The organism is Allobosea sp. AAP35, from assembly GCF_001295925.1.
In the GTDB taxonomy this organism is placed as follows: domain Bacteria; phylum Pseudomonadota; class Alphaproteobacteria; order Rhizobiales; family Beijerinckiaceae; genus Allobosea.
On sequence record NZ_LJHQ01000035.1, the window covers coordinates 1 to 14,078 of the forward strand.

Genomic DNA, 14,078 nt, shown 5'->3' on the forward strand with positions numbered 1-14,078 from the left:
GGGCGGGTAGGCCCCGCCATTGGCAGCCCGCGCCGCCTGCTCGTTGGGGAACGGCGACGGGAAGGCATCGGCAGCGCGGCCAGGGCGCTCGAACATCTCGCCCGCATCATTGGGACCGTCCGCGATCTGGTAGGTCGCCGCGAGCGCCGTGACCTGACCGGCCGTGAACTCGGGGCCGCCGGGCTGCGACAGGTTGCGGAAACGCAGCAGAGACGCCGCATGGCAGCCGGCGCAGACCTCCTTGTAAACCTTGTAGCCGCGCTGAAGCTGGGCGCGGTCGAAGGTGCCGAAGGGGCCAGAAAACGACCAGGCCAAAGCCGGCGGCTCGACGCGTTCCGCCGCCGCCTGCGCGGTCAGCGGAAGGGCCGCGAGCAGGGCGGCGAAAGCCGCCGAGCGAAACGAAATCATGCTCATCTGCATCTCAGCCCTTGGCATTAGGTTCGGCGGCGACGGCGCCGGCCATGCGCGTGCCCGATCCGCCCTGAATCGAAGCGAAGATCGAGTCCGCAATCGAGCTTGGCAGCGGCTTGGGTCGCTCGAACAGGCCGATCACGAACAGCGCGATGAAGTAGCCGAAATACAGCGCCGTGAAGATCTGCGAGGCGATGACGTAGCCGCCCTCGGCCGGCATGGCGCCGAGCCAGCCCAGACCGATGCAGACCACCACGAAGGCCCAGAAGAACTGGCGGGCGATCGGGCGATAGGTCATCGAGCGGACCTTGGAACTGTCCAGCCAGGGCAGGAAGGCGAGCACGACGATGGCGCCGCCCATGGCGATGACGCCGCCGAGCTTGTCGGGAATGGCGCGCAGGATCGCGTAGAACGGCAGGAAATACCATTCCGGCACGATGTGAGCGGGTGTCACGGCCGGATTGGCCCGGATATAGTTGTCGGCGTGACCCATGAAATTGGGCTGGTAGAACACGAAATACGAGAACACGAAGATGAAGCACACCATCGCGAACACGTCCTTGACCGTCGCATAGGGGGTGAACGGCACCGTGTCCTTGGCGACGTTCTTCACCTCGACGCCGGTCGGGTTGTTCTGGCCGACATGGTGCAGCGCCCAGACGTGAAGAATGACCACGCCGAAGATCATGAACGGCAGCAGGTAGTGCAGCGAGAAGAAGCGATTCAGCGTCGGGTTATCGACCGAGAAACCACCCCACAGGAAGGTCACGATGGTCTCGCCGACGATCGGCAGCGCCGAGAACAGATTGGTGATGACGGTTGCACCCCAAAACGACATCTGTCCCCAGGGGAGCACGTAACCCATGAAGGCGGTGGCCATCATCAGCAGCAGGATGACGACGCCAAGGATCCAGAGCACCTCGCGCGGGGCCTTGTAGGAGCCGTAATAGAGACCGCGGAAGATGTGGATGTACACGGCGACGAAGAACATCGAGGCGCCGTTGGAGTGCAGGTAACGCAGCAGCCAGCCATAATTCACGTCGCGCATGATGTGCTCGACCGACGTGAACGCCATGGTCGAATGCGGGGTGTAATGCATCGCCAGGATGATGCCGGTCACGATCTGCGCGACCAGCATGAACATCAAGATGCCGCCGAAGGTCCAGAAATAGTTCAGGTTGCGCGGGACCGGATAGGACACGCCGGCATCATGTGCGAGCCGCACGATCGGCAGGCGGGCATCGAGCCAGCGCGAAAAGCCGGACTTGGGAACGTAGGTGCTGTGACCACTCATGCGGAATGCCTCGGGGCTGTCTCTGCAAGGTTGGAACGGACGGAAAGGCTGGAACGGAGAAGCATCACTCAGCCGATCCGGATCTTGGTGTCGCCGGCGAACGAGTAGGGCGGCACCGGCAAATTGGTCGGCGCGGGGCCACGGCGGATGCGGCCCGACGAGTCGTAATGCGAGCCGTGGCAGGGGCAGAACCAGCCATCATAATCGCCCTTCGGATCGCCGGGCGAATTTCCCAGCGGCACACAACCGAGATGGGTGCAGTTGCCATAGACCACCAGGAACTGCTCGTGGCCTTCCTTGACGCGTGCCTGATCGGGCTGCGGATCGGGAAGCGACGCGACATTGACCGCACGCGCCTCTTCGATCTCCTTCGGGGTGCGATGGCGCACGAAGATCAGCTTGCCGCGCCAGAACAGCTTGATGGCCTGCCCTTCCGCGATCGGCGCGAGATCGAGATCGATCGGCGCGCCGGCGGCGACCGTCTGTGCGTCAGGCGCCAGCTGGCTGACCAGCGGGACGAGAACGGCACCGACTCCGACGACGCCGACGGCGCCTGTCGCCAGCATCAGGAAATCACGGCGGGTGGTTTCGGTCGGCTTCGTATCGGTCGCGTGCACCACGATCCAATCCTCTAAAACGTCACTCGAACTCTGGACGAGCTCGAAATTACAACTGTGCGCCGTATGTACGGGCGAGCGATCAGGGCCGCAATGCGGCGGCGCGTCACTGCCGGCTCTTTGGCATGCAGATTGGATGAAGTCTACTCTTGCAGGGGGCCGCAGCACGCATGGCGCGCCCGCAGGGGCCGGCGGCTCAGGCCGGCAGCGTCTCCGCATCCGCCGCGGCGAGAAAGCCTCCTGACTGGCGCGACCACAGGCGGGCATAAAGTCCGCCGCGCGCCACCAGCTCCGCATGGCTGCCGATATCGACGACCCGGCCCTGATCGAGCACGATCAACCGGTCCAGCGCTGCGATGGTCGACAGGCGATGCGCGATCGCGATCACGGTCTTGCCCTGCATCAGCGTGGTGAGCTGGTCCTGGATCGCTGCCTCGACCTCCGAATCGAGCGCCGAGGTCGCCTCGTCGAGGATCAGGATCGGCGCATCCTTCAGCAGCACGCGGGCGATGGCGATGCGCTGGCGCTGGCCGCCGGACAGCTTCACGCCGCGCTCGCCGACGCGCGAATCGAAGCCCTGCCGGCCATCCTGATCGCTCAGCGACACCACGAAATCATGGGCCGAGGCCTGCCGGGCGGCCTGCGCGATCTCGTCGGCCGTCGAGCCGATGCGCCCATAGGCGATGTTGTCGCCGATCGAGCGGTGCAGCAGCGAATTGTCCTGCGTCACCATGCCGATCTGGGCGCGCAGCGAGTCCTGCGTGACATGGGCGATATCCTGCCCGTCGATCAGGATGCGGCCTCCTTCGAGCGGGTAAAGCCGCAGCAGGAGGTTGACCAGCGTCGATTTGCCCGCCCCCGAGGGCCCCACAAGGCCGATCTTCTCGCCGGGCGCAATCTGGAGATTGAGCCCGTCGAACAGCCCCTCGCCCTTGCCGTAGTTGAAGCGCACGCCGTCGAAGCGGATGCCGCCACGCGCGACGACCAGCGGCACCGCGTCCACCGCGTCGGTCAGATCATGCGGGCGGGCGATCGTCTCCATGCTCTCCTGGACGGCGCCGAGATTCTCGAACACGCCGCGCACCAGGTGGATCAGCCAGGTCGACATCTGCACCAGCCGCAGCACCAGCCCGATCGAGGCCGCGACCGCGCCGGGCGTCATCTCGCCCTGGCTCCAGAGCCACAGGCACAGCCAGGCCGTGACCACCACGAGCAGGCTGTTCATCGTCTGCAGGATCACGCTGACGCCGGTGATCAGCCGCGACAGGTTCAGGAAGGACGCGTTCCAGCGCGTCAGCGAATCGCGCACGGCCGAGCGCTCGGCATCAGCCCGGGCGAACAGCTTGACCGTCAGGATGTTGGTGTAGGCATCGACGATTCGCCCCGTCGTCGAGGAGCGACCGAGCGAATTCGCCTCAGAGCGCGTCTTGGCGCGCGGCACGAAATAGGTGAGCAGCGCGGCATACGCGGCAAGCCAGACCAGGACGGGCAGCGCCAGCCACAGCGAGGTCGAGCCGAAGAAGCCCAGCGCAACGGCCGCGAAGATCAGCGCATACCAGAGATCGTCGATGACCTCGATCGTGGCGCCGCGGATCGACTGCCCGGCCTGGAGCACGCGCGAGGACAGTCGGCCGGCGAAATCATTCTGAAAATAGCCCAGCGCATGGCCGAGCGTGTAGACATGGTTGCGCCAGCGGATCTGGTTGGTGATCTGCGGCACCACGACCTGATCGACGATCGCGTGATTGGCGAAATAGATCAGCGGCCGCACGACGACGAGCAGGAACGCAGCGCCGGCCAGCACGAAGCCATGGTCGCGGAAAATCGTCTCGGGAGACTGCGTCGCCAGCAGATCGACGAACCAGCCGACCATCAGATACATCGCCGCTTCGATGCCGCTGAAGCCCAGGCCCGTCAGCATGATCAGGGCCAGCCACCCCTTCACGCCCTTGATATGGTGCCACATGAACGGCCAGACGCCGCGCGGCGGCGTCTCCCGCTCGTCGAAGGGCGCAAAGACATCGACCCGGCTTTCGAGCCAGCGGAACAGAGGCATAAACATATCCGCCCTCCTCTGGGCCGGCATGGCGACGAAATCGGGGCAAGACTAAACAGGCAGCGGGCGCCACCGCTGCCGATATGGCGTGCGTCGGTGGCGAAAGCCAGCCTGCCGATGCATAGGGCGCGGCGCCCCGGCGTTCTTGACGCATCTCCAGCCGTCATTCCATGACAGCAGACAATGCTGCGTCTTGCCCTCTACCAGCCCGACATCCCCCAGAACACGGGCACCATGATCCGCATGGCGGCCTGCCTCGGCGTCGTGGTCGATATCGTCGAACCCGCCGCCTTTGACGTCTCGGACCGGCATTTTCGCCGCGCGGGCATGGATTATCTCGAGCGCGCAGCGGTCATGCGCCACGATTCCTTCGCCGCTTTCGAAGCCTGGCGCCGCAAGGCCGGCCACCGCCTGATCCTCGCCGAGACGGATGGCGCGGTGGCCCATCTCGATTTCGCGTTTTCGCCCGGCGACATCGTCATGGTCGGGCGCGAATCCGCCGGGGTCGCACCGGAGGTCCATCAGGCCGCCGATGCCGTGGTGCACATCCCCATGCAGGATGGCCTGCGTTCGCTCAATGTCGCGATTGCAGCCGCCCTGGTTCTGGGCGAAGCCTTGCGGCAGGTCGGCGGATTTGCGACGCCATCCGACGGGACGCCGCCCGCCGCCCTGCCCTCGGCAGGAAAGGCCGGCTCCCGATGATGATAGGCCGATGCCCAGGGAGATCGGGATGAACGACCAGAAGGCCGCCGGAACAGCCCCGGCCAACCCTGCCGCGATGACGCTCGCCGATGCCATGAAGCCACGCGCGAAGGCCTGGTTCGAAACCCTGCGCGACCAGATCTGCGCCTCCTTCGAGGAGATCGAAGCCGAGGCGACCGGCCCCTTCCCGCCCGAGACGCAAGCGCCCGGCCGGTTCGTCCGCACCCCCTGGCAGCGCAACAATCATGACGGCGCGCCCGGCGGCGGCGGCGTCATGTCGCTGATGAGCGGCCGCGTCTTCGAAAAGGTCGGCGTCCATGTCTCGACCGTGTACGGCACCTTCCAGCCCGAATTTGCCGGCCAGATCCCCGGCGCTGCCGAGGATCCGCGCTTTCACGCAACCGGCATCTCGCTGATCGCCCATCCCTGGAACCCGCATGCGCCCACCGTGCATATGAACACGCGCTTCGTCGTCACGACCAAGCCCTGGTTCGGCGGCGGCGCCGACTTGACGCCCGTCCTGGTCGCCCGTCGCAACCAGGACGACCCCGACGCGGTCGCCTTCCATGCCGCGATGCGCGAGCCCTGCGAGGCGCATGCACCGATTGCCGACTACGACCGCTTCAAGATCTGGTGCGACGAGTACTTCTTCCTGAAGCACCGCAACGAGCCGCGCGGCATCGGCGGCATCTTCTACGACTATGTCTGGTCGGGCGATCCCGAAGGCGACCTCGCCTTCACGCAAGCCGTCGGCGAGGCCTTCCTCAAGGCCTACCCGCCGATCCTGCGCGCCAACATGGCCAAGCCCTGGACCCCGGCCGACCGCGAGGAACAGCAGATCCGCCGCGGCCGCTATGTCGAGTTCAACCTGCTTTACGACCGCGGCACGATCTTCGGTCTCAAGACAGGCGGCAATGTCGATTCGATCCTGTCCTCGATGCCCCCGACCGTGCGCTGGCCCTGAGGGGCTAGCGAGCGGTCGCCAGCGCCGCGACGACCCTTTCCAACACAGCCATCTGCGCGGCCTCGCCCGCAGGCGCGCCACTTTCGATCCAGTCGCGCCACGCCGTCACCAACACCTGGCCGACCAGCGGCCCGGCCGGCACGCCCAGCGCGATCACGTGCCGTCCGCTCGGCAGGAAGGCCGGCGTGCCGGCCAGTTCCGCGATCATGGCCTGCGTTGACCGCTGCGCCATCTCGCTGCCGCGCGCGGCCAGCAGCACCAGGCCGGCCGAGACCGCATCCTGGCCGATGCGATGGGCGAGGTGCCGCAAGGCCACGATGGTCACGGGCGAGGCTTGCCCCGACAGCGACTCCAGGGCCAGCGCAATCCGCTCGATGCGGTCAAACTCCTCGTTGGAGAGCCGCAAATGCTCACGCAGGTTCAAAGCGTCCTCGCGCACCGTTACGCCCAGCGCCGCCAGCCGGAACGCCGGATAGACCAGGCCGCCATCACCGCCCTCGGCAACCGCCGCAAAGCGCGACAGATGCGGCACGTTCCCGATCACCGGCATCAGCAAACCGGCCCCCGCCATCGCTTCGAAGACGCCCACCACGCCGGGCGCGACCAGAAGCTTCATCACCTCGGCACGCACCCGCTCTCGCGAGAGCCCGGCCAGTCCCGCCCGCCCGCCGATGCAGGCCGCGAGCCCGTCCGGATCGGGCGTGCCGGCGCCATATCGCGCATGAAAGCGAAAGAAGCGCAGGATGCGCAGGTAGTCCTCGCGGATACGGCTGCCGGCATCGCCGATGAAGCAGATGCGCCGCGCGGCCAGATCGGCGAGCCCGCCGCAGTAATCGTGAACCACGCCGGCACGGTCGAGCGAGAACGCGTTGACGGTGAAATCCCGCCGCAGCGCATCCGCCACGAAATCGCGCCCGAAGCGGACCACCGCCCAGCGTCCATCCGTCTCGACATCCTCGCGCAGCGTCGTGACCTCGAAGCCGGTGCCGTCGCGGACCAACGTCACCGTGCCATGCTCGATCCCCGTCGGCACCGCCTTGAAACCGGCACGCTGCCCGCGCCGGATGGTCTCCTGCGGCGATCCCGTAGTCGCGAGATCGACATCGCCAACCGGCTCATCCAGCAGCAGGTCGCGCACCGCTCCGCCGACGACGCGGGTTTCCTCGCCGTCCCCGTTCAAGGCGTCGAGAACCGATGCCAAAGCAGGCCGCGCCAGAAAAGCGGCGATGCGCGCCTGCGGTGGTGTCACTTGAAGCGGCCGGGCACCAATGTCCCGTTCTCCATATGCGGCGGCTCATAGGCGCCCGTGGCGCGCGGCGCCGTCCAGCCGCCATAGGCGACGAGCGCGATCGCCAGGCCCAGCCCGACGATCGCGAGCCAGAACACATGCCGGCTCCAATGCTCGACATCGAGCGGATTGCGCCGCTTGACGATGAGATAACCGGCGAAAATGCAGAAAGGGAGGACGAAGAGAAGAACCTCTTCGATGATCGAACGCAGCATGGCCTTGGTGGTCCAATCGGTTCAGCCGGCGAGCCGCTCATAGAGATTGCGGATCATCCCGGCGGTTGCGCCCCAGATATAGCGATCCCCGAACGGCATCGCATAGTAGGTGCGGTGAAGCCCCTGCCACTCCCGGCCCTCGCGCCGGTGATTGGCGGGATCGAGCAGGAAGGACAAAGGCGCCTCGAAAGCCTCATCCACCTCATGAACATTGAGGGTGAGCGAGAAGGGCGGCTCGACCAGCCCGACGACGGGCACGATCCGGTAGCCCGTACCCGTCAGATAGGCGTCGAGAAAACCCAGCGTTTGTACGCGCGAGCGCGGCAGACCGATCTCTTCTTCCGTCTCGCGAAGCGCCGTGATCACCGGCGAACCATCGACCGCATCGACCCGCCCACCCGGGAAGGCGACCTGCGCCGAATGGCGGCGCAGCGTGGCCGCCCGCAAAGTCAGCAGAACGGTCGGCCCGGTCGGCCGGGGCACGATGCCGATCAGCACGGCAGCGGGAATGGCGGCTTTTTCGTCAGGCGCCGCCATGGGCAGCGGCTGCAAATCATGGTCACCGCGCGGGCGGCTGATCAGGTCTCCGAGCGAGGGCGGCTCGGGCCGCAGCCGCTGCTTCGCCAGATCGGAAAACTCCTCTGCGGTCAGGTTCAACGCCTGCATCACAACCCGTCGATCTCGCTGGCCGGTGCGGCCGGGTAGAACATGCCGGCTGCCGCCACGCCGAACAGCGGCACGCCATCGACCTCGCGCACCTCGCCCAGCGCCAGCAGATCATAGCTCAGTGCGCGGGTCAGGCGCGCCCAGAGATGGCGCCGGACATGGACATAGGGTTTGAGGCCGTCGCCGGCCGCACGCTCGAAGCGAATCGCATGATCGACACCAACCTCGACGACATCGTCGACCTGGGTGCGAAACGCGATCTTGCGGGTGTCGCCCTCCCCCTCGACCGCCATCTCGACCGCCTGAAAGGGCGCGTCCTCGACCACGATGCCGAGCTTTTCGACCGGGGTCACGAGAACGTAATCGTCGCCGTCGCGGCGCAGGACCGAGGAGAACAGCTTGACCAGCGCCGGCCGGCCGATCGGCGTCCCGAGATAAAACCAAGTGCCGTCGGCGGCGATGCGGATGTCGATATCGCCGCAGAAATCCGGATTCCAGCGCTCCACCGGCGGCAAACCGCGCACAGCGCCATGCGGCAGCGCCGCGAGCAGGCGCTCAAGGGAACCGGTCGGTTCAGTCATCGAAAAGCCCGCAGGCGCCGCATGCGGCATAGTGGTTGCATCATCGTCTCCGCCTTGAACTCCACATAATCGTGAAGCGGTGTTCTGTGCACCGCGTCATTCCGCCCTTGAGCCGGCATGACGCCCCGTCCACACTCAACGGCTCAGGCTGTTGCAAGGTTGCGAAACGTTCGTTGGCGCGACCCAGAGGGTGAAGGAGATCGATATGGTGGCGCAAGTCAGGGCCGTGGAGACCAGCACGCCGATCAGCCTCGATGCCGGCATCGTCGAGGCTGCGGAAGCCGCGCTCGGCGCCATCAGCGCGGCACGCACCGAGATCGGGCAGGTCATCTTCGGCCAGCAGAAGGTCGTCGACCTGTCGCTGATCACGCTGCTCGCCGGCGGCCATGGCCTGCTCGTGGGCGTGCCGGGCCTCGCCAAGACCAAGCTCGTCGAAGCGATGGGCACCGTGCTGGGCATGAGCGCCCGGCGCGTCCAGTTCACGCCCGATTTGATGCCCTCCGACATCCTGGGCTCCGAGGTGCTGGACGAAAGTGCCGACGGCAAGCGCCATTTCCGCTTCATCAAGGGCCCGGTCTTCGCCCAGCTGCTGATGGCCGACGAGATCAACCGCGCCTCGCCCCGCACCCAGTCGGCGCTGCTTCAGGCGATGCAGGAGCACCATGTCACGGTCGGCGGCGAGCGCTACGACCTGCCCGCGCCCTTCCATGTGCTGGCGACGCAGAACCCGATCGAGCAGGAGGGCACCTATCCGCTCCCCGAAGCCCAGCTCGACCGCTTCCTGCTTGAAATCGACGTCGAATATCCCGATCGCGAGGCCGAGCGCCGCATCCTGATGGAGACCACCGGCGCCTCCGAGCACAAGCCCGCCCAGGCGATGTCGGCCGAGACGCTGATGTCGACGCAGCGGCTGGTGCGCCGTCTGCCCGTCGGCGAGAACGTGGTCGATGCCATCCTTGATCTCGTCCGCTCCGCCCGTCCTGGCGAGGGCAGCGACGCCGCAATCACCGGCAAGCTCGCCTGGGGTCCCGGCCCGCGCGCCAGCCAGTCGCTGACGCTCGCCTGCCGCGCCCGGGCGCTGGTCGAGGGCCGGCTCGCGCCCTCGATCGACGATGTCGTGGCGCTGGCGATCCCCGTCCTGAAGCACCGCGTCGCGCTGACCTTCGCGGCCCGCGCCGATGGCGAAACCGTCGAGGGCATCATCGGCAAGCTCGTCGAGAAGCTTGGATAGGAGGAGTCGGGCTGATGCTGCGCACGCGCGTTCTCGGGGCTTCCGACCGGCAGCCGGTCAAGCCGGTCGTCACCGCCTCGCTCGATCTCGCGGCGCGGCTGCCGCGGCTGATCCTCGAAGCCCGCCGCGTCTCGGCCAGCGTCCACGGCATTCATGGCCGCCGCCGGGCCGGGCCGGGCGAGACCTTCTGGCAGTACCGCCCGCTCGTCACGGGTGAGTCCTCATCGCGCATCGACTGGCGGCGCTCGGCCCGTGACGGACATCTCTTCGTCCGCGAACGCGAATGGGAGGCCTCCCACGCGATCTGGCTCTGGATCGACCGCTCCGCCTCGATGGGCTTCGCCTCCTCGCTCGCTTTGGCCTCTAAGGTCGATCGTGCCCTGATCGCCGGCTTCGCTTTGGCGGAGACGCTGGTGGATGGCGGCGAGCGCGTCGGCCATCTCGGCCTGACGCGGGCTCTGGCCTCGCGCCGCATCGTCGAGACGCTGGCGCAGGCGATCCTGGCCGACACCAAGGGCGCCGATCTCGATCTGCCCCCAGCCGCGCCCCTGCCGCGCCTGGCCGACGCGATCATCATCACCGATGGGCTCTCCCCGGCCGATTCGCTGGCCAAGCGCATCGCCACCCTGTCCTCGAGCGGGGCGCGCGGCCATGTCCTGCTGATCGCCGATCCGATCGAGGAGACCTTTCCGTTCACCGGCCAGGCCGAGCTCTTCGACCTCGAGGACGGGCTCTCCCTGCGTGTCGGCGATGCCGGCAGCTGGGGCGCCGAATACCGCCAGCGGCTGGAGGCCCATCGCGACGCCATCCGGGAGGCCTGCCGCAAGGCCGGCTGGACCCTGACGCTCCACCGCACCGACAGGCCCGCCAGCGAAGGCGTGCTGCGCATCGCCAGCCTGGTGGCCGCGGCGAGGGGGACGGGGTGATGACAGTGAACGGTTCGTTCGGAAACACGCCCTGTCATTCCGGGGCTTCGCGCAGCGAAGAACCCGGAACCCATGACTGGGCACGACAGAATTGTGATGCTGTCATGAGGGTGAGCCCGGTCGTGGGTTCCGGGTCCGTCTCTTCGGGCCGGCCCGGAATGACAGAGGAGACGGGCCCATGCTGAGCTCCCTCCCCTTCGCCTTCTCCGCCCCGCTCGCTCTGGCTGCGCTGGCCCTGCTGCCGGCGCTGTGGCTGATCCTGCGGGTGACGCCGCCACGCCCGCGCCGGATCGACTTTCCGCCGCTCAAGATCATGGCCGACCTTGTCGCCAAGCGAGAGATGCCGGCCCATACGCCCTGGTGGCTGCTGGCGCTGCGCATGCTCGTCGCGGCGCTGGCGATTCTCGCGGTCGCCGGCCCGGTCTGGAACCCGCCGCGCGAGGCTGGCCCCTTGCGCGGCCCGATGCTCCTGCTCCTCGACAACGGCTTCGGCGCCGCCACGGACTGGCCCGAGCGCATGCTCGTCGCCGAATCGCGCGTCGCCGCCGCAGCCCGCGAGGGCCGCCCCGTCGCGCTCGTCGGACTTGCCGAGAACCCAGGCGAGATCGCGCTGTCGGAGCCCCGCGCCGCGCTCGAACGCCTGCGCGCCTTCACGATCCAGCCCCACGCGCCCGATCGTACCGCGCATCTGCCTCGGATCGAGGCCTTCCTGCGGACCACGCCCGATGCGGAGGTTGTCTGGATCGCCGACGGGCTGTCTGTGACGGACGACGCCACCTTCCTCGCCAGGCTGAAGCAGGAGGCCGATGGCGGCCGCCTGTCGATCCATGCCGGCCCGGTCGACCAACTCGCGCTTGCAGCGCCGGAAAATCTGGCGGGTGCGCTGGCGGTCAAGGTGTTGCGCCCGACACCAACTGCCGCCGCCACTGGCCAGGTCCGGGCGCTCGACCTCAAGGGCCTGCCGCTGGGCGACGCACCCTTCATTTTCAACGGATCCGAACTTCAAACGACGGCGCGGCTGACCCTGCCGATCGAGGTCCGCAACGCCGTCTCGCGGCTGGAAATCGTCGGCGAGCGCAGTGCGGGCGCGGTCGCCCTGCTCGACGACCGCGCCAAGCGTCGCCGCGTCGGCATCGTCTCGGGCGCCACCACCGACACCGCCCAGCCTCTGCTTTCGCCGACCTATTACGTCTCTCGCGCGCTTTCGCCCTTCGCCGAGATCCGCGAGCCGCGCCCGGGCTCGACTGACCCTGTCGGAGAGCTGCTGGCGCAGAACCTCTCGGTCCTGGTGCTGGCCGATATCGGCGCGCTCGACGTCGATACGGCCGGCAAGATCACCGCCTTCATCCAGCGCGGCGGCGTGCTGCTGCGCTTTGCCGGCGCACGGCTGGCGGCTGCGTCCGACGACCTCACACCCGTTCGCCTGCGCCGGGGCGGCCGTACGCTCGGCGGCGGGCTGTCCTGGGAGACGCCGCGCAAGCTCGCGCCCTTCACCCGCGAAAGCCCCTTCTTCGGGACCCAGATCAACGACGATGTCCGCGTCAGCCGCCAGATCCTGGCCGAGCCCGAGGCCGATCTGTCGCGCAAGACCTGGGCGGCGTTGGAGGACGGCACGCCGGTCGTCACCGGCGAACGACGCGGCGATGGCCTGGTTGCGATGATGCATGTCACCGCCGACACGACCTGGTCGAACCTGCCGCTATCGGGCCTGTTCGTCGAGATGCTCAGAAAGATCGTCGGCCTCGCCGGCACCGGACCCGCCGCCGCCGAGGGAGAGGATGCCCGCGTGGAAACCCTGTCGCCCACCCGCGTCCTTGACGGCAGCGGCAGCTTCCGCAGCCCGCCCGCGACCGCCCAGCCCGTCGCGCGCAGCTTCATGGGGCGCGGCACGCTCGCCCACCCGCCCGGCATCTACGGACCGGCCGACGGCTCGCTGGCCGTGAACGCGCTGAGCCTCACCGACACGCTGCGCGCCATCGACCTGGCGGCGCTCGGAGCGCCGATCCTGCCAGTCGACAAGCCGGTGGCGCGCGACATCCGCCCGCAATTGCTGGTGCTGGCGCTGTTGCTGCTGGTTGCCGACACGCTGGCGACGCTGTGGCTCGGTGGCCGGCTGTCCTTTGCTCGCAAGGCGCGCCGCGCCGCGCCCGCCGCGATCCTGCTTGGGCTGGCCGTGGGTGGTGCGCTGTCGCTTGCGCAGCCGGCACGCGCCCAGACACCTGTCCCATCCCCGGCCGTCGCGCCGGCCGACCAGCGCCCACCGATCCCGCGCGAACTTTTCGCCGCCGGGGCGGTGACACGGCTGGCATATGTCGTCACCGGCGACAGGACCGTCGACGATTTGTCCAAGGCCGGCCTTGCCGGGCTCAACATCGTGCTCGGCACCCGCACCGCCTTCGAGCCGGGCGAGGCCGTCGGCGTCAATGCCGACCGCGACGAACTCGCCTTCTTCCCGGTTCTTTACTGGCCGATCGTCGCCGGCCGGCCGATCCCTGCTGCCGAGACCCTGCGCAAGCTCGAGGCCTATATGAAGGGCGGCGGGCTGGTGATCTTCGATACGCGCGATGCAATGAGCGCACGGCCCGGCGGCGGCACCACGCCCGAGGGCGAGCAGCTGCGCCGCATGCTGCAGACGCTCGACATCCCCGAGCTCGAGCCGCTGCCGCGCGACCATGTCCTGACCAAGACCTTCTACATCCTCGACGGTTTCGCCGGCCGCTACGACACCGGCACGACCTGGGTCGAGATCCTGCCGCCCGCCGGCGCCGACGGTCGCCGCCCGGCACGGGCCGGCGACAATGTTTCGCCGATCGTCATCACCTCCAACGACCTCGCCTCGGCCTGGGCGATCAACCGGCGCGGCGAGCCGATGGTGCCGCTCTCGGGCTCCGACCCGCGCCAGCGCGAGATGGCGCTGCGGGCCGGCGTCAACCTCGTGATGTATGCACTGACCGGCAACTATAAGGCCGACCAGGTCCACGTCCCGGCTTTGCTGGAAAGGCTGGGGCAGTGAGCGTCTCGCAAGGGCGCAACCTGTCCCCTTCCCCCCGCTTGCGGTGGGGAAGGGCTAGGGATGGGGGGGCGAAAAGCCTGAGCCCGGTCTTTTGCCGTCGGCGCCGAGCGGCCC

At 67.9% G+C, this 14,078-nt stretch carries 13 protein-coding genes; 5 read left to right on the forward strand and 8 right to left on the reverse strand.

Annotated elements, in window-relative coordinates; all coding sequences use genetic code 11:
• From IP69_RS12060 to IP69_RS12075, 4 genes are all read right to left on the reverse strand, one after another.
• On the reverse strand, window positions 1-414 hold a 414-nt coding region (locus tag IP69_RS12060), incomplete at its 3' end, for a cytochrome c1 (RefSeq protein WP_349236296.1).
• Between the two features lie 7 nt (window positions 415-421).
• Window positions 422-1,705, reverse strand: coding sequence for a cytochrome b/b6 (locus IP69_RS12065; protein WP_054143076.1), 1,284 nt, complete (start codon window positions 1,703-1,705; stop codon window positions 422-424).
• 68 nt (window positions 1,706-1,773) lie between these two features.
• Entirely contained in the window at window positions 1,774-2,325 is a 552-nt protein-coding gene (gene petA / locus IP69_RS22375) for a ubiquinol-cytochrome c reductase iron-sulfur subunit (RefSeq protein ID WP_282568239.1), read from the reverse strand.
• Between the two features lie 193 nt (window positions 2,326-2,518).
• Window positions 2,519-4,384, reverse strand: coding sequence for an ABC transporter ATP-binding protein (locus tag IP69_RS12075; protein ID WP_054143077.1), 1,866 nt, complete (start codon window positions 4,382-4,384; stop codon window positions 2,519-2,521).
• Between the two features lie 177 nt (window positions 4,385-4,561).
• On the opposite strand from IP69_RS12075, the gene IP69_RS12080 reads away from it, so the two are divergent.
• Together IP69_RS12080 and hemF are read left to right on the forward strand one after the other, a co-directional pair.
• Window positions 4,562-5,080, forward strand: coding sequence for a tRNA (cytidine(34)-2'-O)-methyltransferase (locus IP69_RS12080; RefSeq protein ID WP_054143078.1), 519 nt, complete (start codon window positions 4,562-4,564; stop codon window positions 5,078-5,080).
• Window positions 5,081-5,156: 76 nt separating this feature from the next.
• On the forward strand, window positions 5,157-6,044 hold the full coding sequence (gene hemF, locus IP69_RS12085; protein ID WP_054143085.1) for an oxygen-dependent coproporphyrinogen oxidase: 888 nt from the start codon (window positions 5,157-5,159) through the stop codon (window positions 6,042-6,044).
• A 4-nt stretch (window positions 6,045-6,048) separates the two neighbouring features.
• On the opposite strand, the gene IP69_RS12090 is transcribed toward hemF, so the two are convergent.
• From IP69_RS12090 to IP69_RS12105, 4 genes are read right to left on the reverse strand one after another with little or no spacing between them, the layout of a single operon-like run.
• On the reverse strand, window positions 6,049-7,293 hold the full coding sequence (locus IP69_RS12090; RefSeq protein WP_054143079.1) for a CCA tRNA nucleotidyltransferase: 1,245 nt from the start codon (window positions 7,291-7,293) through the stop codon (window positions 6,049-6,051).
• Entirely contained in the window at window positions 7,290-7,547 is a 258-nt protein-coding gene (locus IP69_RS12095) for a DUF6111 family protein (protein ID WP_054143080.1), read from the reverse strand. Before IP69_RS12095 ends, IP69_RS12090 begins: the two co-directional genes overlap by 4 nt.
• Window positions 7,548-7,568: 21 nt before the next feature.
• Window positions 7,569-8,204, reverse strand: coding sequence for a CoA pyrophosphatase (locus tag IP69_RS12100; RefSeq protein ID WP_349236297.1), 636 nt, complete (start codon window positions 8,202-8,204; stop codon window positions 7,569-7,571).
• Window positions 8,205-8,212: 8 nt separating this feature from the next.
• Window positions 8,213-8,794 carry a DUF1285 domain-containing protein gene (locus IP69_RS12105; RefSeq protein WP_054143086.1) on the reverse strand — a complete coding sequence of 194 codons (582 nt, stop codon included), beginning with the start codon at window positions 8,792-8,794 and terminating at the stop codon, window positions 8,213-8,215.
• Between the two features lie 205 nt (window positions 8,795-8,999).
• On the opposite strand from IP69_RS12105, the gene IP69_RS12110 reads away from it, so the two are divergent.
• From IP69_RS12110 to IP69_RS12120, 3 genes are all read left to right on the forward strand, one after another.
• Window positions 9,000-10,025 carry a MoxR family ATPase gene (locus IP69_RS12110; protein WP_054143087.1) on the forward strand — a complete coding sequence of 342 codons (1,026 nt, stop codon included), beginning with the start codon at window positions 9,000-9,002 and terminating at the stop codon, window positions 10,023-10,025.
• A gap of 14 nt (window positions 10,026-10,039) precedes the next feature.
• Window positions 10,040-10,951: a DUF58 domain-containing protein gene (locus IP69_RS12115; RefSeq protein WP_054143082.1), complete on the forward strand. Its 912-nt coding sequence runs from the start codon at window positions 10,040-10,042 to the stop codon at window positions 10,949-10,951.
• A 178-nt stretch (window positions 10,952-11,129) separates the two neighbouring features.
• Entirely contained in the window at window positions 11,130-13,964 is a 2,835-nt protein-coding gene (locus IP69_RS12120) for a DUF4159 domain-containing protein (RefSeq protein ID WP_054143083.1), read from the forward strand.
• The last annotated feature ends 114 nt before the right edge of the window (window positions 13,965-14,078 follow it).

What these genes read in the sequence shown, in the direction of transcription:
- IP69_RS12065 (WP_054143076.1), bottom strand. Translation starts at nt 1,705, where the DNA reads ATGAGTGGTCACAGCACCTACGTTCCCAAGTCCGGCTTTTCGCGCTGG.
- IP69_RS12075 (WP_054143077.1), bottom strand. Translation starts at nt 4,384, where the DNA reads ATGTTTATGCCTCTGTTCCGCTGGCTCGAAAGCCGGGTCGATGTCTTT.
- IP69_RS12080 (WP_054143078.1), top strand. Translation starts at nt 4,562, where the DNA reads ATGCTGCGTCTTGCCCTCTACCAGCCCGACATCCCCCAGAACACGGGC.
- hemF (WP_054143085.1), top strand. Translation starts at nt 5,157, where the DNA reads ATGACGCTCGCCGATGCCATGAAGCCACGCGCGAAGGCCTGGTTCGAA.
- IP69_RS12095 (WP_054143080.1), bottom strand. Translation starts at nt 7,547, where the DNA reads ATGCTGCGTTCGATCATCGAAGAGGTTCTTCTCTTCGTCCTCCCTTTC.
- IP69_RS12105 (WP_054143086.1), bottom strand. Translation starts at nt 8,794, where the DNA reads ATGACTGAACCGACCGGTTCCCTTGAGCGCCTGCTCGCGGCGCTGCCG.
- IP69_RS12110 (WP_054143087.1), top strand. Translation starts at nt 9,000, where the DNA reads ATGGTGGCGCAAGTCAGGGCCGTGGAGACCAGCACGCCGATCAGCCTC.
- IP69_RS12115 (WP_054143082.1), top strand. Translation starts at nt 10,040, where the DNA reads ATGCTGCGCACGCGCGTTCTCGGGGCTTCCGACCGGCAGCCGGTCAAG.
- IP69_RS12120 (WP_054143083.1), top strand. Translation starts at nt 11,130, where the DNA reads ATGCTGAGCTCCCTCCCCTTCGCCTTCTCCGCCCCGCTCGCTCTGGCT.